Below are 20,192 nucleotides of genomic sequence, written 5' to 3'. Positions count from 1 at the left end.
AGGTGAATGTGGGATTTTAGATTGGGAATTTTTGACTGGCATTGGTGCAGCAATTCGATCGCCGATTTGAGATTGTTTAACGCCGATTGCTGCGGCAAATCTAAATCTAGTTTGGCAACAATTGGCAACACCTCTTCTGGGCGGCCCCGCAAGTCAAATAACAGCAGAGCTCTTTCTCGCAATTCGGTTGACAGCGGCAAAGTTTCCAAGGCAATTCGATCGAGATTGGCGATCGCCCCCCGAACTTTCTGGCGCACGTTTGGCGGAAACGGTTCTAGCAATGTTGCAGTCAAGCCCGCTTCTCCCAAAACCAAATGCCACTCATCAATTTCCAAGCTCTGCAAGCACTCAGACAGCAGCAGCAGCACTTCCGCATCCGCAACCGCCCCCCCCGCGCCGAGCAGTTCTACCCCAGCTTGATAGAACTCCTGTTGCCCGCCTGAGCCAGTATCTGGCCCTTTGCGGAACACGTTGGCGTTGTAGTAGAGGCGAAACGGCTGCCAGCGAGTCCCGGCCATCACGGCAGCCGCCCGGGCGATGGATGCTGTCAATTCCGGCCGCAAACCCAGTTCTCCATCCTCGGCGTCTTGCAGTTGAATTAAGGTCGATCGGTCGATCGCGCCCCCAGCCATCAAAGTTTCCAGCCGTTCTAGAGTAGAAGTAATAATCCGGTGATAGCCCCAGCGGTGAAAAACCTGCTGCAAGCGCCGTTCGATCGAAATTTTTTGAGCAACGTCAAGGGGCAATAAATCTCTTGCACCCGATGGGGGTTGGTGAACCATATCAATTTTAGATTTTAGACTTTAGATTTTAGATTGGGCTTAGAAGCTTAACTTTAGGGGACGGTGTTAAAGTCTAACTAGGCCAGCCTAACATTCGACTTTAACAAATTAAGGTGTCATCTGAATTTTAGATTTTAGATTTTAGATTTTAGATTTTAGATTTTAGATTCGGCCCAGAAGCTTAGCTTTAGGGGACGCTGTTAAAGTCGAAGGAGGCAAACTTAACATTCGACTTTTACAAATTAAGGCGTCCTATCGTTTTGGTTTGCATCGGAATAATCATTTTCTTGCGTCAGTGCGATCGTCCCGTTCTTTCAGGATCGCCCGCGATCGCGGGACGATCGCACTGACGGTATAAGTCCGATGTCACCGGATTTGATATTACCAAGTCTTGATTGTTTTGATCGAGATCACTCCACTGCTTTGCAGTTCACCCGTTTCTAAATATTCAAGACTCACAACTCACAACTTCTCACTTCTTCTTCCCGCCAAACAAACTTGCAAAAAATCCCGGTTTCTCGTCACCTTTTTTGCTCTTTGCGGCACCTTGTTCCAGCTTTTTCTTCACTTCCAAAGCCGTCGGTTCTTCAGGATTTGATGCCAAAGCTTTGTTCATCTCAAGTTTTGCCATTGTGGCTTGATCTTGTTGAAAGTAACACATTGCTAACATAGCGTGAGCCTTGCTGTGTTTTGGATCGCGTTTCACCCCTTCTTTCAACTCTAAAATTGCTTTGGCGTAACTTTTGCTGTCCATGAATCCTTGAGCTCGGCGGCAATAGGCTTCGGCCGGCGAGTCTTCGCGTTTGGGCGGAGGTGGCGCTGGAGTTGCGGTGGCTGGGGTGGCTGGGGTGGCTGCTGCTGTTTTTGTTGCTGTGCTAGTTGGGGTTGCGGCTTTTGGGGGTGAACCGGCTGCAACCCCAACACCACCAAGGCGCTCTTTTCGCAGCAGGTAAACCATGTTAAGTTCGCTAATTTGATCGATCGCCTCTTGCGTTTCCTTAACTGATTCGTATTGCTTGAGAGCGAGTTTGCTAACTGCTGTTTTGTAAGCTTGTTCCCAATCTTTAGCGGTAGCTAACTGTTTGGCTGCTTCGCTTTCAATTTGCATTTTCGCCTGTTCTTTAGCTACGCGCTTGCCGATGGCTGCTAATAGCAGGTTGTATTCTTTGCGATCACTTTCCTTAGAGAATTTGTTGTAAGCCGGATTGACTACTTTTGAAAAAAATTTGTTAGCCCAATCTTTATCGGCTTGGCTTTCAAAAGAGCAAGTATCCGCATGCAAGCGGGGGGCGATTTTCATGTAGCGCTTGCGGATCTCGCTAAACTCGGCGTCTAAGGGAACTCCCAAAATTGCGTGCTGATCAGTAAAGTCATACTTGAACAGCCCTTTTGTCATTTCAAAAGACATAACTTTTACTCTTCCTTTCCTGGCTTTTCACTATTCTTTAATGTAGCTTGAGTAAAGGAGTTCTGACCCCCGTACTACCCCCGATCTCTTGCTGCGGGCACGTTACCCCCAGGAAGATAACGGAGGAACTGCTAGCAGTGCGCCACTGAGTTCGGCGTGTATTTTGCCGTTCGTGGCTAAAACCCGACCCGAGTTCATCTCAAAGGCCGTGCCGTCATAAGCTGTAATTTGACCTCCCGCTTCGGAGACGATGACTACACCGGCGGCTACGTCCCAAGGGCCGAGTCCCCGTTCCCAGTATCCGTCCGATCGCCCCATCGCGACGTGTGCGAGGTCAAGGGCTGCCGAACCGCTGCGCCGCACGCCTTGGGTGAGGTGGGTGAGGTGACAGAATTCGGCATAATTATTGTCTGCTGTTTCGCGCCGATCGTATGCAAAGCCAGTGACTAGCAAGCTGGTTCTCAATTCTGGGATTTGAGAAACTTCGATCGGCGATCCGTTGCAGGTTGCTCCCAATCCTTTGCCTGCCCGAAACAATTCGTTATGCAAAGGGTCGTAAATTACTCCAATTTGTGGTAGGCCGTCGATTAAAAGTCCGATCGACACGGCCCAAAAAGGATATTGGTGAGCATAATTTGTTGTGCCGTCCAAAGGGTCGATCGCCCACAGGTATTTGCTGCTGGCATCCCCTAATTTGCCAGATTCTTCGGCGAGGATGGCGTGGTCGGGTACGTGGCGGCCCAGAATTTCTAAGATGACGGCTTCTGAGGCTTTGTCGGCTTCTGTTACTAAATCGCCCGATCGGCCTTTTTCTTGAATTTTTTCTAAATTTCCGCAGTAAGATTGCAGGACGGAACCGGCTGCTAGGGCTGCTTCGGTGGCTATTTCTAAGAAGTTTTGCAGTTGATTGTCTGTCATTTGTTAGTTGTCAGTTGTCAGTTGTCAGTTGTCAGTTGTCAGTTGTCAGTTGTCAGTTGTCAGTTGTTAGATCGTGTTTTGTGAATCTCCCACAATCAAACAGGTTCGTAGTAAGGACTGAAGTCCTTATTTTCGTAGATTTTAAAGCTGAGGACTTCACTCCTCACTACAAACCTTATGAACGAATAAGCAATCACCAATGACTCCCACAAATAACCAATGCCCAATTCCCAATGCCCAATGCCCAATGCCCAATTCCCAATTCCCAATTCCCAATTCCCAATTCCCAATGCCCAATGCCCAATGCCCAATTCCCAACTGACTATTTCCGATTTTGCTGGCGGAATTCTGCGGGAGTTTGGCGCAGGGCTTGTTCTGGATTCCACAGGCCTTTACCCATGAGTCTCGCCCATTCTTGAGCGTTGATGAGTCGCTGCTGGTATTTGGTGTTGGGCGATCGCACCCAGGCCAGGGCATAACCTTCTTTGATTAGCTGTTCGTTGAGCAAAATTTTATCTTGCCACAAGTAGGCTAGTTTGCGATCGAACTGGTCTTTCTCTTCGATGTCTGATTCTAACAATACCTGTTTTCCCCCACTTAGCTCTTCTAGTCTTTGTTTGGCTGCTTCTCCCCAAGGCTGCTGTTTTAAATCCGGCGCATCAATACCAATCAGCCTGATTTGTTCTAATAAGGCTATTTTGTTGGCTGTACTGATAACTTCGATTGTTTGACCGCTGATAGCCCTTTCTACTTTGGCGATCGTACCTTGGGGAATTTCTGGTTTTTGGCAGCTAGCTAGTAACAGACAAAGGGCGATCGCACATAATCGATAAAGCATGGATAATTGGTAGTTGATAATTTATCAAATTGCCTCACTGCTTTGTAAAACTTATCTAAACTTATCTAAAGCCATCTTTAGAGCATCCGAGTTTACTTCCTACGCTATTGGGCGCAACGTAGTGGAGGGAGTCGGCTATCCCAAGATCAGTAGGCTATCCCCCTCTAGCCGAGGGTTCCCAGTTCAAAATATTCATACTGGCGTTAAGATCGCGATCTATAGATCTACCACAAGCAGGACAATCATAAGTCCTAATACCCAATGGCATATCTTTTTTGCTGCCACAATTAGAGCAACTTTTAGAACTAGGAAACCATTGGTCTACCAGCACTAAATTCGCTCCATACATTTGGCATTTGTAATCGAGTTGACGCTTGAACTCGTAAAACCCAATATCTGATATCGCCCCCGCCAGCTTGTGATTTGCCATCATCCCTTTTATATTCAAGTCTTCTATTTTGATGAGCTTGAAAGTCTTGGCTAAGTAAGTTGTTAACTTGTGTAGGAAATCTTTACGAATACAAGCTATTTGGGCGTGAAGTCGGCTGATTTTGTTGTAAGTTTTACGCTGGTTATTGGAACCTTTTACCTGCTTGGACGCTTTTCGCTGTAAACTGGCAAGCTTGGTTTTCGCACGGGCTTTCAACGGTTTTGGTGCATCAAAAACTTGCTGGTTTGACAGGGTGGCCGCATACTTAATGCCTACGTCGATTCCTACGGCTGCCTGAGATTGCTCAACTGGTAAACGTTCTGCATCAACACAGAATGAAATAAACCAGCGACTTCCTTCTTTTGAGATAGTGAAAGTTTGAGACACGTAACCACATTCTAGTGGCTCATGAAGGCGAAACGTTCCCAATGTAGGAATCTTGATGGTTTTGCCAGCACTTAGCAGAACTTTCCCATTGGATGAATCGACCGTAAAAGATTGACCATGGCGGCGGCTGGCGAATTTTGGATGACCTGCTTTCCCGGAACGATATCGACTAAACGCATCTTTCAAGTCAATTAAAGCGTTTTGGTAGACTCGGCTAGACAACTGGTTCATCCAAGCAAATTCAGGCTGTTTCTTGACGTGGTTGGTGAGAACTTTTTTAACTTCGTTGAGCACCTTCGAGTCCGAAAGCTTGCCCTCACTATACATTTGAGTCCGCAAGCTTAACCCGAAATTGAAGACGACCCGCCTAAATCCTGCGTGTTTTGCCATCAAGGTCGCTTCATTGTTATTCAATTTTAGCGCTCGTTTGACAGCAAACATAGTTAAGCTTACCTATAGTTGGGGGTTTGGTAAATTATAGACAAGTTTAGCAAACTATTTGGCTATTTAGTCTCACTCTTCATCCAAGGGCAAACCGGCTCTAACTTTACCTTTGCCGAAGTAACGACCGAATTGCAGTTCGTACACTTCGTCTTCGTCTTGCGTCTCTACTTCGAGGTTGGAACGGGGATAGCTGACGCACAGCAGGGCATAACCCTCTTTTTGCAGTTCCACCGAAAGCCCCATTGCTTCTGGCTGGTACAGTTCTCCCGAGTTGACGCGCACCGCACAGGCTGTACAAGCGCCGTTGCGGCAGGAAAAGGGCAATTCTACTCCTTGGTTTTCCGCGCTTTGGAGGATGTAGCGGTCTTCGGGTACTCGCACGGTGTGGCGATCGCCTGTCTGTCTGTTATGAATTTTAATTGTGTAAGAGCGAGTCATGGAATTTTAGATTTTAGATTTTAGATTTTAGATAGGGGTTTGGCGGGCAAAATCCTTTAGATGAATGGGTTTGCGACACCGGGAGGAGAAGCCAAGCCCGATCGTTTGCCACCCTACCCACATTAAACAGCAAATTTATGCCGTTACCCCTTCCCAAATCAGATTTGTTCTGCTAAGATAGCTTAGCTGTGGCTAAATGAATTCATTTAGCCCTGGAGAGGTGGCCGAGCGGTTGAAGGCGCAGCACTGGAAATGCTGTTTAGGGCAACTTAACGAGGGTTCGAATCCCTCCCTCTCCGTTAAACAAGCTGTTTAGGCAAAAAAAACAGCTTGCAAAAAAAATCTCATATCTGAGATAAATACTTTGATTATTAGCGAGATCCCTTGAATTCTTTTAGAAAAATCAAGGGACCTCGCTTTTCAATGTTTGATTGTAATTTAGGGCGATCGCCCCGAGAATAAACGCCCCGATACAGCAATCCTCGCATCAGTTTCAATAACTGGTTAACTTCCAGGCTCTTCCTGGGAACCGATGTCACTATTGCTCTGCCTCGGCCCAGACTATGGAGGCAGAGCCTCCGGGTCTGCGTTACCAGGCTCTTCCTGGTAACGAGTATAATCATTTAGGATTGCTATATAATGCCAATAGTAGAAAACCTAAGTGACGCTCCTACACAAATCGCCAGCGATCTGGTATAGGAGCGTCACTTAATTGTTTTTTCCAAATTTATCTTTGAACTAATCATACCTTGATTCCGCAACGCCCATCGGTAACATTCAGGGACTGCCGGCATAGGGTCAGATGCCTCTGGCATCGGGCATCGGGCATGGGTAATAGTTAGTGGTTACTGGTTAGTAGTTTTTCTAATCACAAATAACCCATGCCCTATTCACAATGCCCTATTTTCCAATTAAATAAACAAGCTAGGTGAGATTTTAAAATAATCGCCTAGTGCCTTAGCTTGTGCCTTGCTAATCGCTCTTTTCCCATTCACAACCTCAGACACCACACCGCTCGATCCAATGATACCTACCAAGTCCGCTTGACGGGTGCCGCTGGATTCCATGATGTGTTGCAAAATCTCATGAGGCTCAGATTTGTCCATCGGATAATTTTCCGTCTCATAAACTTCAATCAGCGTGACTAACAACTTGTATAAAGCTCTCTCCTCTGGGGTGCGGTTTTTAGCGAACGTTAGCCGTTCTGCCACTGCCAGGAGGCGATCGTATTCCTCTTCGGTTTCGATCGCCCTAGGAGCGATTTCTCCAAGCAATTTGCTATAAGTGGCTCCATCAAAAGTAAGGATCATTTTTCCATTTGTCTTTGTCGTATTCAGCGTGGGTTAGGAAATATTTGTAGAAAATAGTTTGCTCCTCGTAGTTGATGCCGACAATCAGGCGATATTCGTTGCCTTTGATATTAAAGACTGTCAAGTCTCCTACTGCTTCGGCATCCCGGTAAATCTTGCGAACCTCCTCCAGATTCTGCCATTCTGCTTTCTTTATAGTGTCGTTCCAGCTATCAATTTGATTTTTGACATCGGGGTACTGGGCAGCATCTTTACGGAGGTTCCGGATCGAGATTAGGTGCATGTGTTTTTGGTTGGTGTGTTGGTTGGTGTCTTTTTTCGTTTGGCATACACGTTGGCTCCTGCGGAGTGATTGAACTACTATGCTTATACTCTCATTCTGAGAGGGAAATGTCAAGGCCCGATCGAGTAAAAATTCTTTAACGCACTCCAAGTGGGTTTTGTCTGTGTAGGCGCGGTTGGAAACCGCAGGCTTTGTCTTTAATCCCACTCTTCCTCCCGCGACTTGATCCTCATCGTGTAAAAAAGCTTCTAGCCGCGTGGTTCGGGCGATCGCCTCGCAAAATCCGGGAATAATTGCTAAAATTGTAAAGAAAAGTAACAAAAGTATATTTTAAGTGGCTTATGAAAATTAGCGAAATCCAAGCAGCGCTGCAAAGTTCGGATTCTCAAGACAGGATGCGGGGGGTAACTGCTCTGAGAAAGTGCGATTCTGCGGTGGCGCTACCGATGCTGCTGAGCAAAGTGGACGATCGGGAGTTTATGGTGCGATCGTTCGTGGCGATGGGATTGCGGCAGACTCAAACTGCGGAAGCTTTTGCGGCACTGTTAAAAATGATGCAGTTCGATCGCGATCCGAACGTGCGCGCCGAAGCCGCTAACTCTTTGTCAATGTTCGGAACCGAGGCGATTTCTCACTTGGTGGAAGCTTTTCGCCGCGATGACAATTGGCTCGTGCGCCGCAGTATCATGGCTGCGCTGTGTGAAATGCAGTGTCCTGATGCAGTATTTGAAATTTGTGCGATCGCTCTTGGCGGCGAAGATTTACCAGTTCAGGAAGCAGCAATTGACGGATTGGGTCTGCTGGCTAATACCCAGAAGCAAGAAGAGGCATTGCAGCAATTATTACCTCTAGTAAGTTCGGATAACTGGGGAATTCGGCTGCGAGTTGCTCGCGCGCTGAGCAAATTTGACAATCCTCAAGCTCGCGCTGCTGTGAGCTATTTGGCAAAAGATCCAGATCATCGGGTTGCAGGTGCGACTTTGGAAGCTTCGCTTTAAAACAACGGCTTACAAACTCAAGCAGACATTGGTAGCTGCCCTTAAACTCTTGAACCCGCCCCTAGATTAGCCCGATCGCCCTCACAATATTACGGATTGTTACTTTGTTTCTAATAAGCGAGACAGGGGCGATCGGCATCCTTGACGATCGCTCTTAGTTTTGCCATCTGAGTTAATTCGCCATGTACCAGCCTTTTTGGGAATACCTAGAGCAATAGCTGTTTCAAAGGTTTGATTTGCAAAGTCGCCCCATTCCTTCGGCGTTGGAACTTAATGTCAGCCGCGGCAAAACTTCAGCTAGTCTCCGGAGTTGGTGTTACAACTGCCGACAATTACGGAAAATCCGCTACACTTACATCGATGCGGGTGAATCTGCTCAACTTTTTAATGGCGTGATTTATCCGACTCACAATTACGATTTGCCGCTGTTGGGAATTCACCTCTTGTCTTTCAGCAAGCAGAAAATTTGGGTGGTTCTCGGCTTTCAACCGTTTTTTAGATATGAGGCTTATATAGCAAAATACCTTCAACCTCTAGAATCGCTCTGTGATAAGTACGAGGATTTGAACCCAAATTTAGAAAGGAAATTTAATGACGCCAATCATTATTTTTATAAATACTTGCTGTTCCCCAAAACTGAGGCGGAAACTGTATAAAATCGGGTATATCCAGCTGATAAACATTAGGGGAATTTGTACTGAAAAATGCTAGGGTCAGCACAACTGCTGACTGACCCATAAAATATCCACCGCAGCGTTAAAGCTCAAAAAGATTATGACCAGTACAGTGCAGACAGAGACGCGGCTTCGGGATTGTTTAGCAGTTATTTCGGTCACGAATTGGCTGATAAATTTCTTGAGAAATTTTTGTGAGAAGATGCTGTGCCTTTAGCTGTAACCGCGAACTCGCGATGACCACTAAGTTTACATATAGCATTTCTCAGAAAGATGAGGTACGACTGGGCATAGGGCATAGGGCATAGGGCATAGGGCATAGGGCATAGGGCATACCTCACTTTTTTGAGAACCGCTATATATTTTTCAAAAAAACTAGATCGCCCTAAGGACTAAAGTCATGACTACAAACCTCTCGATTGATTAGGTAAAATCTCAAATCTACAATCGACAGGGGAAAAACTTTATTTCTTACTAGAGACCTGTGGATTGAAGAGGTATAATCTCAAATCTCAAATCTCAAATCGATCTCACTCTTGAGCAGCCTTTTTTAGATGCCGCGATCGCTCTGACTAAAAATCGCTTAGACTTATACCAATTTAATGTGAAGTTGCACATATCTCGATCCCCCTCGTATCCCCCTGATAGTCGGGGGACGAAAGATCGGGATCTTGTCCCCCCCTCCGGCGGGGGGCTAGGGGGGATCGGATTCTACGGGGCCTCATAAAAAATTGGTATTACAGTATTACTTGATTCCAGAAAGCTTTGAAGTCAAGGAAGCTACAGTCGGCAAATGGAAAAAAATAACTCAGGAAATCGTAACTACCAGTTACGCTTTTGCATCAGAGAAACAGCGGCAAATTCGGGCGGCTCACCTTCAAGAGGGCAGCAGCTTGCACGCTCTCTATTTTGTGATATTCCCGCATATTAACTTTGATTTGCCGTTTTTTGGCGCGGATTTGGCAACGCTGCGGGGTGGCCATTTAATTGCTCTGGATATGCAGCCTCTGTTTGGTGGCGACGCTGACTACCAGGCTAAGTATACTGTGCCGATCAAACAAATTTTTCAAGCTCATCAACCGCACCTTCCCTAGGGTGGCGACTTTCCGAAGCGAAGCAGTTTTTCTCGTCGCCGTTTCTGTGGACTCGCCCCAAGGAAAGGGAAGTTGTGGAAACTAGCGTTTTTGCAGCGTTCAAAGACTATCTGGCCGCTTATTTGGATTTGGTCGATCGCGCCGAACCCATGACATCGGGCGCCAAGTTAGATAATATCTTACAAGCTCAACTGCTCTATCTGCGGTCTCGTGCCGAAAAAGACCCGGCCCGGAGAATGTTTAAGCGGTTCTACGGCGAGGAATGGGCGGAAGAATACATTCACGGCTTTTTGTTCGATTGGGAACAGAAGCTGGCACAATTGGTAAGTAACAAGAATGAATTTTAATACAAGCTTCAGCCACTATACTAATAAGTGTAGGTTGGCATGAGGAAAATGCCAATGGTCAAAAAAAATCGCAATGTAGTTAGTTCCAATTCAGACAGCAAAGTCAAAGTCGGACTTTCCCTGAGCTCTTATAGTGCCGCTCGATTGAACGCGATCGCTCGAAAGCTCGGAATATCAAGGTCGCAACTCCTAGAACGCTTGGCAAAAGGCGCTCTGGATATTTCTAGCGACAAGACGGAAGTTACTGTCACTTGGAAAAAAGGTGAAGAAACGGAGGTAGAAACCGCTGACTTGCAAGGGGAAACAGCCGAAGAAAGCGAAATTAATGACGCTAGAACGGCAGAAACTCTATTGGACTCGGTGAAGGTAAAGCCAAATCCGCTGCAAGAAAGTTACGAAACTTTACAGCAGCAGTTGGCTGAACGCGAAAGTTCGATCAAATCTTTGCAGCAGCAACTCGCTACCGAAAAGCAAAATCTCGAAAGCCAATTGCAGGAAACTGTAGCGAAGTCAAGTTACGAAACTTTACAGCAGCAGTTGAGTGAACGCGAAAGTTTGATCGAATCTTTGCAGCAGCAAGTCGCTACCGAAAAGCAAAATCTCGAAAGCCAATTGCAGGAAACTGTAGCGAAGTCAAGTTACGAAACTTTACAGCAGCAGTTGAGTGAACGCGAAAGTTCGATCGCATCTTTGCAGCAGCAACTCGCCGAAAGACAACAGCGGGAACACGAGTTTCAGCAGCAGTTAGCAGAAAAATCGAGTTCGATCGCATCTTTGCAGCAGCAACTCGCCGAAAGACAACAGCGGGAAAACGAGTTTCAGCAGCAGCTAGCAGAAAAATCCAGTTCGATCGAATCTTTGCAGCAGCAACTCGCCGAAAGACAACAGCGGGAAAACGAGTTTCAGCAGCAGCTAGCAGAAAAATCCAGTTCGATCAAATCTTTGCAGCAGCAATTCGCCGCCAAAGAACAGCGGGAAAACGAGTTTCAGCAGCAGCTAGCAGAAAAATCCAGTTCGATCGCATCTTTGCAGCAGCAATTCGCTACCGAAAAGCAAAATCTCGAAAGCCAATTGCAGGAAACTGTAGCGAAGTCAAGTTACGAAACTTTACAGCAGCAGTTGAGTGAACGCGAAAGTTCGATCGCATCTTTGCAGCAGGAAGTCGCCGCCAAAGAACAGCGGGAACACGAGTTTCAGCAGCAGTTAGCAGAAAAATCGAGTTTGATCGCATCTTTGCAGCAGCAGTTAGCAGAAAGAGAAAGTTCGATCGCATCTTTGCAGCAGCAATTAGCTACCGAAAAGCAAAATTTGGCACAGCAATTGCAGCAAACCGTGTCGAAGTCGAGTTACGAATCTTTGCAGCAGGAGTTAGCAGAAAAGTCAAGTGCGATCGGCGAATTCCAAGTTCAACTAACCAAGTTGCACTCTCTAGAAAATCAATTGAGCCAGAGTGCGGCGATACAGCGAAATTACGACGCTTTGCAGCAACAGTCTCAAGAACAGCTAAGAACCATCAAAGCTTTACGGGAACAGCTAGGTCAAATGCAGGCTGTGGCTGGGATTGGCGAAGCTTATCTCAACAAGTGGCGCCGTCCCTGATTCTCTCATCAGCACGGCACAGTCTAACGCTCCGGGTGCGCCAGGACCACCTTACCCCTAAAACGTCCTCTCAACTCGGCCTCCTTCCTCTTGTAGCGATAGATTTCAACCTGTCGCTACAAGAGCTTTTTATTGCAAAATATGAGCATACTATTAAGAAATATTACAATAAATAAATTTATGACAGGCGATCGCACCCCTTTTGGCAAATCCAGTCCAGCAGACACTAAGGGCCGCGTCACGGTAATAGGAGCAGGCATCGGCGGGCTCACAGCAGCAGCCCTGCTAGGCCGCAGAGGATACAAAGTGCTAGTCTTAGACCAGGCGATCGTCCCCGGAGGATGCGCTTCCACCTTCAAACGCAAAGGCTTTACCTTCGATGTCGGCGCCACCCAGGTTGCAGGATTGGAACCCGGAGGCATTCACCACCGAATTTTCTCAGAATTAGACATAGAACTTCCCGCCGCGACACCCTGCGATCCCGCTTGTGCAGTGTTTTTGCCGGGAGAAACTGCACCGATTAGCGTGTGGCGAGATCCGCAAAAGTGGCAGGAAGAAAGGCAGCGGCAGTTTCCTGGAAGCGAACCTTTTTGGCAATTATTGTCTGCATTGTTCAAAGCTAGCTGGAACTTTCAAGGGCGCGATCCAGTTTTACCGCCCAGAAACTTCTGGGATTTCTGGCAATTAATTCAAGCAGTTCGCCCCGATACTCTAATTACTTTGCCTTTCACTTTTATGACAGTGGGAGATGCTTTGCGGCTTTGTGGGTTGGGCGACAATTTGCGCTTGAGAACTTTTCTGGATTTGCAGTTAAAATTGTATTCTCAAGTTGATACCGAAGAAACTGCGCTACTTTACGCGGCGACGGCTTTAGGAGTTTCGCAAGCGCCACAAGGATTGTATCATCTAGAAGGAAGTATGCAGGTGTTGAGCGATCGACTCGTAGAGGCGATCGAACTCTACGGCGGTCAAGTCTTATTGCGGCACACAGTTGAAAGTATTGTCACCGCCAACGGCAAAGCCATCGGTACAGTGATTCGCAATCAAAAAACAGGCGAAGTTTGGACAGAAACAGCCGATCGCATTGTTGCCAACGTGACAGCGCAAAATCTAGTAAAATTGATGTCAAGCGAGCCAAGTATCGGCAATTTAACAGATAATTTATCCGTTAAATCAGAGACTTCAGAGACAACAAACAAACTCCCAAATCAAATGGCAGGCTACAAATATCGAGTTGATAAATTGCCGCCCGCATCCGGTGCATTTGTCATATATTTGGGAGTGCATGAAAGCGCAATTCCGGCAAATTGTCCGCCGCACCTTCAGTTTCTCTACGATTACGACGGCGAGATTGGGGAGAATAATTCATTATTTGTTTCAGTCAGTCATCCGGGTGATGGGCGAGCACCGGAGGGAATGGCGACAATTATCGCTTCGTCATTTACTGATACTCGAATGTGGTGGAATTCGGTTGATTATGAAGGATTGAAGCAAAAATACAGCGCAGGGGCGATCGCCCGTTTGAGCGAATATTTCAATTTGACGCCAGAGTCGATCGTACACCAAGAATCAGCCACACCTCGCACCTTTGCCCGCTACACGGCGAGAGATAAAGGAGTTGTCGGCGGCATCGGCCAGCGAATACCAACCTTCGGCCCCTTCGGATTTGCCAACCGCACACCAATTAAAAATTTGTGGTTAGTGGGCGACTCCACCCATCCCGGAGAAGGAACTGCGGGTGTTTCCTATTCTGCTTTAACAGTAGTGCGGCAGATGGAAGCCGCCTCTAAAATCTAAGAGGACACGGCAATGCAGTTTCCCTAGCGCAAAAAATAATTAATCGCGCGAGATGTAATATCATGTCCGGTCGATTACCCTGATTCCTGTAGGGGCGGGTTCACCAATAATATTTGCCAAAAACGGACAATCTCACAAACCCGCCCCGGCAATTGTATTATGGGCGATCGATCGGACATGATATAACTATTGCGCCATTAAATTTAGGGAACAGTCAACAGTCAACAGTCAACAGTCAACCATCATTCCGGTGTCACCGGAATTGATATCAACTACATTCTCTGACTACTTGATAGAAATCTTTGCGCCCACAGCTTCAAGCTGTTTCTTCAATTCTTCAGCAGCGTCCTTAGCAATAGCTTCCTTAACTGCCTTCGGTGCGGCTTCTACCAAGTCTTTCGCTTCCTTCAGACCCAGACCGGTAATTGCGCGGACTTCCTTAAGAATTGCGATTTTCTTGTCAGCAGGAACTTCTTCGAGCATGACAGTAAACTCGGTTTGCTCTTCTACGGGTTCAGCAGCGGCCGCAGGGCCCGCGCCCATCATCATCATGCCGCCTACAGGAGCAGCAGCGCTAACGCCGAAAGCTTCTTCAATTTGCTTGACCAATTCAGAAGCTTCGAGCAAAGTCAGAGACTTAAGTTTATCCAAGATTTCGTCAGTTGCAGTAGACATTTTTTGAACTCCTAGTTCGATTGTAGATTTGGAATTTGAGATTTTCGATTGCTCATTAATTATTAGTTTTTCGTCTCCAGTCATCAGTTTGTTTCTCAAAACTAACGACTCTTGACTCGTGACTAATTACTAATGACTTACGCAGATGTGCTGTCTGCTTCTGCTGGTGCTTCTGCTTCAGGTTGTGCTGGTGCTTCTGCTTCTACTTCTGCGGAATCGCCGTCTTTTTCAGCATAAGCCTTAAGACCGCGAGCGATCGAAGTAGGAACTTGATTGATACCCACAGCCAACTTAGTTGCGACACCGTTGATAGCGCCAGCAATTTGAGCCATGAGTTGTTCTTTCGACGGCAGATCAGCTAATGCTTTAACATCAGCTTCTTTCAGTACCCGTCCTTCCATCACGCCACCGCGAAGTTCAGTCTTCTTAGAGACTTTTTGGAATTCTTGGTAAGCTTTAATCGCGCCGCCAATATCTTCTTGCACGAACACAAACGCCGACGTACCCGTCAGCAATTCCTGTATCGGCTGCCACGTGTCGTTGCCTTCAACAGCAATTCGCATCAGCGTGTTTTTTGCCACTTGGCAACTGCTGCCTTTCGGACGCAAACGCCGACGCAAATCTGTGATTTCAGCAACAGTTAAGCCCGTGTAGTCAATCACGATCGCGAGTTGAGATTCGCTCAAGGTTTGCTTGAGGTCTGCAATAATCTCATTTTTTACTGCTAAACTTTTGCCCATACTTATTTCACCTCCTTTTAGGATAGAAAATTGCCCGTCAAAAACCCCGACCTTCGAGCCGGGGCAGAGAATTAAAAATTAACAAGTCAGAATTAAAAATAGAAAATTTCTAATCTTTGAGTCTTGAGTTTTTATTTCTTCAGCCTCGGCAGGAAATTAAGCGATCGGCACCTGCGGTCTTCAGCTTATTGATTTTTGATTAGGCTATCACTAGAAGGCAGACATAGCAAGGCTATGACGCAAATCTTGTGAGAGATTTACACAGACAGCCGAAGCTGTCTTTTACCTTCTGCCGAATGATTAATTCTTTCTAGGCAGCATCAAGTTTGGTATCGCGCAGGGCACTGATATCGACTTCGATCGACGGGCCCATTGTTGCGGATACGTACAGACTGCGCCAGTAGCGACCTTTAGCACCAGAAGGACGGTTGCGGTCAACAGTTTCTTGCAAAGCATGAAGGTTGACGAGCAAATCTTCCGCTGAGAAAGCTGCCTTGCCAAACATAACATGAACGATGCCAGTTCGATCGGCACGGAACTCTAGTTTACCACCTTTAAACTCGTTGATCGCCTGAGCAATGTCAGTCGTCACCGTGCCACCTTTGGGAGAAGGCATCAAACCGCGCGGGCCCAACAACCGACCCAATTTTGCCACCAACGGCATCACATCTGGGGTAGCAATCAAGCAATCGAAGTCCATCATGCCCTTCTGAATTTCATCGATCAACTCTTCAGAACCCGCAATATCAGCGCCTGCATTCAAAGCTTCTTTAACTTTTTCGCCCTTAGCAATCACCGCAACTCTGACTACTTGACCAGTTCCTTTTGGCAGCGATACAGTTGTCCGCAACTGTTGGTCAGTATATTTCGGGTCAATTCCCAAACGGATGTGAGCTTCAGCAGCTTCGCCAAACTTAGCCGTTGCTGTTTCTTTCAAAAGTTGCAGAGCTTCCAGCGGTAGATAAGGTCTGTCTTCAACTTTCTTTTGAAGTTCTTGCAGTCTTCGCGATACTTTCTTTGCCATTGTTATCTCCTGGGGTCAGTTGATTTTAGATTTTAGATTTTAGATTTTAGATTTGAGCCATTTTGGTTATTTCAAATCTAAAAAATTTGCGATTCTTAGCGAAGCTTTGCTTCTCCCCCTGAATCGACTTAGGAATTACGATTTGAGCTTGAAGATTTTAGCTTCAAAATCCTGAATTACTGACAACTGGCAACTGTCAACTGACAACTGTCAACTGACAACTGACAACTGACTTCAATCCGCGATCGCCACGCCCATATTTTTAGCCGTTCCTGCCACAATTTTCATAGCAGCCTCAACATCATTAGCATTGAGGTCAGGCATTTTCGTTTCAGCGATTTCTCGTAACTGAGCCTGTGTAATTGTCCCTACTTGCTTGCGGTTCGGTTCTCCCGAACCCTTAGCAATGCCAGCCGCTTTTTGAATCAAAACCGACGCCGGCGGGGTTTTGAGAATAAAAGTAAAACTGCGGTCTTCAAAAACCGAAATTTCTACCGGAACCACCAGACCCGCTTGGTCTGCGGTTCTAGCATTGTACTCCTTGCAAAACATCATAATATTGACGCCGTGCTGACCCAGAGCTGGGCCGATCGGAGGAGCTGGGTTGGCTTTTCCCGCCGTAATCGCCAACTTAATTACTGCAACAACTTTCTTTGCCATTAGTTAGTTCTGTTTCTGAACCTGATTGAACTCCAATTCTACAGGCGTATCGCGCCCAAAAATCGAGAGTAAAACTTTGAGCTTGTTCCGTTCCGGGCTAACTTCAATCACATCACCTTCAAAATCCTTAAACGGCCCGGAAAGTACCACAACGTGGTCTCCAGCAGACATCGATACTTTGACAACCGGTTCTGATTCCTGAGCGTTTCTGAAGATCCGTTCTACTTCTGAATGACTCAGAGGTAGGGGTTTGACGTGACCCCTGCCGCGCCCGTAGCGGCGTTTCTGCTCTGCCCCGACAAAATTAATTACATTCGGGGTATTCTTGATCACCTGCCAGGTATCCTCGTCCATAAACATACGGATGAGTACGTAGCCGGGAAAGATTTTTTCATCTGACTGCCGCCTGGAACCGTCTTTGCCGACTTTGATCGCCGGAGTTTGCGGAATTTCCACTTGAACGATGCGATCGGCAACATCCAAAGTTTGAATCCGCTGCTGCAAGTTTGCCTTCACCCGCTTCTCGCAGCCCGAGGCAACCTGAACAGCATACCAGCGAGCATCAATCTCCGGCACATCTGGCGATGCTGCCTGTCCCGTCGCTTCTGTGGAATACTCAGATTCTTCTGATGCAAAAGTCATGGCCCAAACACCTTTCCCGCGCCCCAGTTAAAGAAGTTATCCACCAAATAAATCAGGCTTGCTGAGAGGATTACCATCAAAAGCACGGCCAAAGACTCGCTGATTAGCTGCTGCCTGCTGGGCCAAACCACTTTGTCGAGTTCTTCTCTAGTTTCCTTTAAAAAACCCGTAGGATTAAACCCAGGCGCCGTTATTTCTTGAGTTTCTTGAGCTTCGTCTTTTTTCGCCACGATTCAATCCCCCTTGCGATTTTAGATTTTAGATTTTAGATTTTAGATGGTGTGAGTGGCCCGCGGCTCTCAGATTTTGTGACACTAACCACTTACGCCCAAGTCCCAAATCTCAAATCTAAAGCCACGACTTTTTTACAAGCCCAACCTATCAACTGTGTAACTGCCGATCGCCGAAACCGACGATCAAGAAGCGACACCGAGCATTTGTTGATGGCATTTTTTGCGAACCGCCCACAAAAATTAATTCTACCCGAAAGTTTGCGGTTTTGACTGTTGCCAGCCAATAATCCGGGCGCTTTCGGGCAGAATTTAAAGTTTGGTGATTCAGCGCGCCCTGGAGGACTTGAACCCCCGACATCAGGTTTTGGAGACCTGCGTTCTACCAACTGAACTAAGAGCGCACAGGTGAGGTTGCTGAAATTCGCTTAACCTCTAGATTTCTATTTTAACACAGTGCGCTCCTAAATGGGAAACTTTTTTTTGAAATTTCTCAATTTCCCATGAACCATGAACCAAGGGGAAGCTGGGTGCATTCCTACAGGGAGCGATCGAACCGCTGTTTGACGCGAGTAGCTTTGCCCACCCGATCGCGCAGGTAGTAAAGTTTTGCTCTGCGGACTTTCCCGCGGCGCATCACTTGGATCGTGGCGATGCGGGGCGAGTGAATCAAAAACACCCGTTCCACGCCGACGCCCTGAAACACGCGGCGGACCGTGATTGTTTCATTAATCCCGCCGTTACGCATGGCAATCACAGTTCCTTCGTAGGGCTGAACCCGTTCTTTGTTACCCTCTTTAATTCTTACGCCGACTCGCACTGTGTCGCCGACGTAAATTTCGGGAACTTGTTTATTGAGTTCTTGCTTGACTCTATCTATTTCTGCCGTTTCGATAGAACGGATTATTTCTGCGCCTTTCATCGGATTTACCAAAACTCACAATCCCTTATCATATATCGAAATGCCCGTTTTATGTCAAAAAATTTCTATGTTAGATACCTCTGGGGTCGTATTTCTGCAACTCGGGGCAATGGCCGCACTCGCCTTCTACGTCGCTGCCAACTTGGGGGCCAACGATGTCGCTAACTCGATGGGGACATCCGTAGGCTCGAAGGCCCTAACGCTGCGGCAGGCAATAATTGTTGCAGGCATACTGGAGTTTTCCGGCGCAGTGCTGTTCGGGCAAGGAGTTTCCGAAACTCTGGCAACAGGAGTTGTGAATGCAGAAGTGTTCGCGGCCCAACCGCAAGTATTTTTAATCGGGATGGTGTCAGTGCTGATAGCTTGCGGGATCTGGCTGCAAATCGCTACCAGTCGAGGTTTGCCAGTTTCTTCATCTCATGCAGTGGTGGGCGCGATCGCGGGTTTTAGCTGTGTTGCAGCCGGAATTAATGCAGTTGATTGGGGAACAATCGGCACCATCTCCCTAACATGGGTGGCGACACCTTTTGCTAGCGGTGCTTTAGCCGCACTATTTTACAGCGTGGTGAAGTATTCGATTCTCGATCGGCCAGATCCTCTATCTCAAATGCGCGAGTGGATACCTTGGCTGAGTTCAGCAATGCTGAGCGTATTTGGGATAATTGTACTGCCGTCTGTTGTGAATGTCGCTTTGGTGCAGACAGGGGCGATCGCCGCGGCGCACGATCGATTTGGCTGGAATCTTCCCATTCACGATATTGTCATTGGCATCGGGAGTATTGGGGCGATCGGGCTAACACTCAATAGCTGGAAAAAATTAGAATCAGTTGAAAACCCAGAAGGCAGAGGGGAGAAGGCAGAAGGAATAAGTACAAACTCCTCCCCCACTCCGAAACTTCCTCACTCTCCCATCGAGCAACAAATGGCGAGATTTCAAGTCTTAAGCGCCTGTTTTGTAGCATTTTCCCACGGTTCCAACGACGTAGGAAATGCAGTTGCTCCCCTAGCTGCGATCGCCTACATCCGGCGCACAGGTTCCTTTCCCCTAGAGGATTTCAGCGTGCCGCTGTGGATTTTAGTCGTCGGAGGCGCAGGAATCGTCATCGGTTTAGCCATCTGGGGCAAAAATGTAATTGCCACAGTCGGCGAAAAGATCATCGAACTCCAACCAAGCGGCGGATTTTGCGCGGAATTAGCCACAGCCACCACAGTCTTGCTAGCATCCCGCTTCGGTTTGCCAGTTTCCACATCCCACGCTTTAGTCGGTGCAGTCGTCGGAGTCGGGCTGATCAAAGCTTGGAAAACAGTACGCTTGGAAACTTTGCTGTCAATTGGTTCGGCTTGGCTGGTGACAATTCCGATCGCAGCAGGTTTGGCTGCTATCATCTTCAGCATCGCCCAATCGATTTTAGATTTTAGATTTTAGATTTTAGATTGAGGCATTTCAGAACAGTCATCAGTCAACAATCACGGATGGATGGTGCAACCGGAATTGATCTAACTCATCTGCGTTAATCTGTGTTAATATGCCCTCATCTGCGGTTAAAAAAAG

Annotated in this window: 21 protein-coding genes, 2 tRNA genes, 2 pseudogenes and 1 other annotated feature; of the genes and pseudogenes, 7 read left to right on the top strand and 18 right to left on the bottom strand. The window is 47.1% G+C overall.

Annotated elements, in window-relative coordinates; genetic code table 11:
* The 7 genes from ACUVJL_RS34660 to ACUVJL_RS34630 all read right to left on the bottom strand — a co-directional run.
* The coding region (locus ACUVJL_RS34660) for an ATP phosphoribosyltransferase regulatory subunit (RefSeq protein ID WP_445249967.1) at positions 1-782 on the bottom strand (782 nt) is incomplete at its 3' end.
* A gap of 472 nt (positions 783-1,254) precedes the next feature.
* Entirely contained in the window at positions 1,255-2,190 is a 936-nt protein-coding gene (locus ACUVJL_RS34655; protein WP_445249966.1) for a J domain-containing protein, read from the bottom strand.
* A 102-nt stretch (positions 2,191-2,292) separates the two neighbouring features.
* Complete coding sequence (locus ACUVJL_RS34650; RefSeq protein ID WP_445249965.1) at positions 2,293-3,108, bottom strand: inositol monophosphatase family protein; 816 nt, start codon at positions 3,106-3,108, stop codon at positions 2,293-2,295.
* Between the two features lie 95 nt (positions 3,109-3,203).
* Entirely contained in the window at positions 3,204-3,419 is a 216-nt protein-coding gene (locus tag ACUVJL_RS34645) for a hypothetical protein (RefSeq protein ID WP_445249964.1), read from the bottom strand.
* Positions 3,420-3,430: 11 nt separating this feature from the next.
* Positions 3,431-3,946: a thermonuclease family protein gene (locus ACUVJL_RS34640; protein ID WP_445249963.1), complete on the bottom strand. Its 516-nt coding sequence runs from the start codon at positions 3,944-3,946 to the stop codon at positions 3,431-3,433.
* 154 nt (positions 3,947-4,100) lie between these two features.
* Positions 4,101-5,204, bottom strand: coding sequence for an RNA-guided endonuclease InsQ/TnpB family protein (locus ACUVJL_RS34635; protein ID WP_445249962.1), 1,104 nt, complete (start codon positions 5,202-5,204; stop codon positions 4,101-4,103).
* Positions 5,205-5,276: 72 nt separating this feature from the next.
* On the bottom strand, positions 5,277-5,645 hold the full coding sequence (locus ACUVJL_RS34630; RefSeq protein ID WP_332953924.1) for a 2Fe-2S iron-sulfur cluster-binding protein: 369 nt from the start codon (positions 5,643-5,645) through the stop codon (positions 5,277-5,279).
* 214 nt (positions 5,646-5,859) lie between these two features.
* On the opposite strand from ACUVJL_RS34630, the gene ACUVJL_RS34625 reads away from it, so the two are divergent.
* Positions 5,860-5,944: transfer RNA gene (locus ACUVJL_RS34625), tRNA-Ser, on the top strand.
* A 612-nt stretch (positions 5,945-6,556) separates the two neighbouring features.
* Here ACUVJL_RS34625 and ACUVJL_RS34620 read toward each other — a convergent pair.
* Both ACUVJL_RS34620 and ACUVJL_RS34615 read right to left on the bottom strand, forming a co-directional pair.
* Positions 6,557-6,955 carry a helix-turn-helix domain-containing protein gene (locus tag ACUVJL_RS34620; RefSeq protein ID WP_445249961.1) on the bottom strand — a complete coding sequence of 133 codons (399 nt, stop codon included), beginning with the start codon at positions 6,953-6,955 and terminating at the stop codon, positions 6,557-6,559.
* The gene (locus ACUVJL_RS34615; protein ID WP_445249960.1) at positions 6,939-7,559 is read right to left on the bottom strand and encodes a type II toxin-antitoxin system HigB family toxin; all 621 of its coding nucleotides are present in this window, start codon (positions 7,557-7,559) and stop codon (positions 6,939-6,941) included. The genes ACUVJL_RS34620 and ACUVJL_RS34615 overlap by 17 nt, the downstream gene beginning before the upstream one ends.
* Positions 7,560-7,579: 20 nt before the next feature.
* On the opposite strand from ACUVJL_RS34615, the gene ACUVJL_RS34610 reads away from it, so the two are divergent.
* From ACUVJL_RS34610 to crtD, 5 genes and pseudogenes are all read left to right on the top strand, one after another.
* Positions 7,580-8,236 carry a HEAT repeat domain-containing protein gene (locus ACUVJL_RS34610; protein WP_445249959.1) on the top strand — a complete coding sequence of 219 codons (657 nt, stop codon included), beginning with the start codon at positions 7,580-7,582 and terminating at the stop codon, positions 8,234-8,236.
* A gap of 236 nt (positions 8,237-8,472) precedes the next feature.
* Positions 8,473-9,108, top strand: a pseudogene (locus ACUVJL_RS34605) (15,16-dihydrobiliverdin:ferredoxin oxidoreductase).
* A 533-nt stretch (positions 9,109-9,641) separates the two neighbouring features.
* A pseudogene (locus ACUVJL_RS34600) lies at positions 9,642-10,351 on the top strand (phycoerythrobilin:ferredoxin oxidoreductase).
* 54 nt (positions 10,352-10,405) lie between these two features.
* Positions 10,406-11,950, top strand: a complete 1,545-nt coding sequence (locus ACUVJL_RS34595) for a CopG family transcriptional regulator (RefSeq protein ID WP_445249958.1) — start codon at positions 10,406-10,408, stop codon at positions 11,948-11,950.
* A gap of 180 nt (positions 11,951-12,130) precedes the next feature.
* Positions 12,131-13,747, top strand: coding sequence for a C-3',4' desaturase CrtD (gene crtD / locus ACUVJL_RS34590; protein WP_445249968.1), 1,617 nt, complete (start codon positions 12,131-12,133; stop codon positions 13,745-13,747).
* A 285-nt stretch (positions 13,748-14,032) separates the two neighbouring features.
* On the opposite strand, the gene rplL is transcribed toward crtD, so the two are convergent.
* From rplL to rplS, 9 genes are all read right to left on the bottom strand, one after another.
* Positions 14,033-14,422 carry a 50S ribosomal protein L7/L12 gene (gene rplL, locus ACUVJL_RS34585; RefSeq protein WP_445249957.1) on the bottom strand — a complete coding sequence of 130 codons (390 nt, stop codon included), beginning with the start codon at positions 14,420-14,422 and terminating at the stop codon, positions 14,033-14,035.
* A 137-nt stretch (positions 14,423-14,559) separates the two neighbouring features.
* Entirely contained in the window at positions 14,560-15,162 is a 603-nt protein-coding gene (rplJ, locus tag ACUVJL_RS34580) for a 50S ribosomal protein L10 (protein WP_445249956.1), read from the bottom strand.
* 29 nt (positions 15,163-15,191) lie between these two features.
* Positions 15,192-15,364 (bottom strand) — a sequence feature (ribosomal protein L10 leader region).
* Between the two features lie 108 nt (positions 15,365-15,472).
* Positions 15,473-16,186 (bottom strand): 50S ribosomal protein L1, encoded by a 714-nt coding sequence (rplA, locus tag ACUVJL_RS34575; protein WP_445249955.1) that lies wholly within the window; start codon positions 16,184-16,186, stop codon positions 15,473-15,475.
* A gap of 234 nt (positions 16,187-16,420) precedes the next feature.
* The gene (gene rplK, locus ACUVJL_RS34570; protein ID WP_006635588.1) at positions 16,421-16,846 is read right to left on the bottom strand and encodes a 50S ribosomal protein L11; all 426 of its coding nucleotides are present in this window, start codon (positions 16,844-16,846) and stop codon (positions 16,421-16,423) included.
* A gap of 3 nt (positions 16,847-16,849) precedes the next feature.
* On the bottom strand, positions 16,850-17,488 hold the full coding sequence (nusG, locus tag ACUVJL_RS34565; protein ID WP_332953948.1) for a transcription termination/antitermination protein NusG: 639 nt from the start codon (positions 17,486-17,488) through the stop codon (positions 16,850-16,852).
* Positions 17,485-17,718: a preprotein translocase subunit SecE gene (gene secE / locus ACUVJL_RS34560; RefSeq protein WP_333409579.1), complete on the bottom strand. Its 234-nt coding sequence runs from the start codon at positions 17,716-17,718 to the stop codon at positions 17,485-17,487. The genes nusG and secE overlap by 4 nt, the downstream gene beginning before the upstream one ends.
* Positions 17,719-17,869: 151 nt before the next feature.
* The gene (locus ACUVJL_RS34555) at positions 17,870-18,079 is read right to left on the bottom strand and encodes a hypothetical protein (RefSeq protein ID WP_333442273.1); all 210 of its coding nucleotides are present in this window, start codon (positions 18,077-18,079) and stop codon (positions 17,870-17,872) included.
* Positions 18,050-18,122 (bottom strand) — tRNA-Trp (locus ACUVJL_RS34550). Before ACUVJL_RS34550 ends, ACUVJL_RS34555 begins: the two co-directional genes overlap by 30 nt.
* A 134-nt stretch (positions 18,123-18,256) precedes the next feature.
* Positions 18,257-18,640, bottom strand: a complete 384-nt coding sequence (rplS, locus tag ACUVJL_RS34545) for a 50S ribosomal protein L19 (RefSeq protein ID WP_333054363.1) — start codon at positions 18,638-18,640, stop codon at positions 18,257-18,259.
* Positions 18,641-18,707: 67 nt separating this feature from the next.
* On the opposite strand from rplS, the gene ACUVJL_RS34540 reads away from it, so the two are divergent.
* Entirely contained in the window at positions 18,708-20,066 is a 1,359-nt protein-coding gene (locus ACUVJL_RS34540) for an inorganic phosphate transporter (protein WP_445249954.1), read from the top strand.
* The last annotated feature ends 126 nt before the right edge of the window (positions 20,067-20,192 follow it).

Origin of the sequence: Microcoleus sp. OTE_8_concoct_300 (assembly GCF_031383065.1) — a bacterium.
Taxonomy (GTDB): Bacteria; Cyanobacteriota; Cyanobacteriia; order Cyanobacteriales; family Microcoleaceae; genus Microcoleus.
The sequence above is the reverse complement of the archived record's forward strand: the minus strand, read 5'-3'. Positions and strand labels throughout refer to the sequence as shown.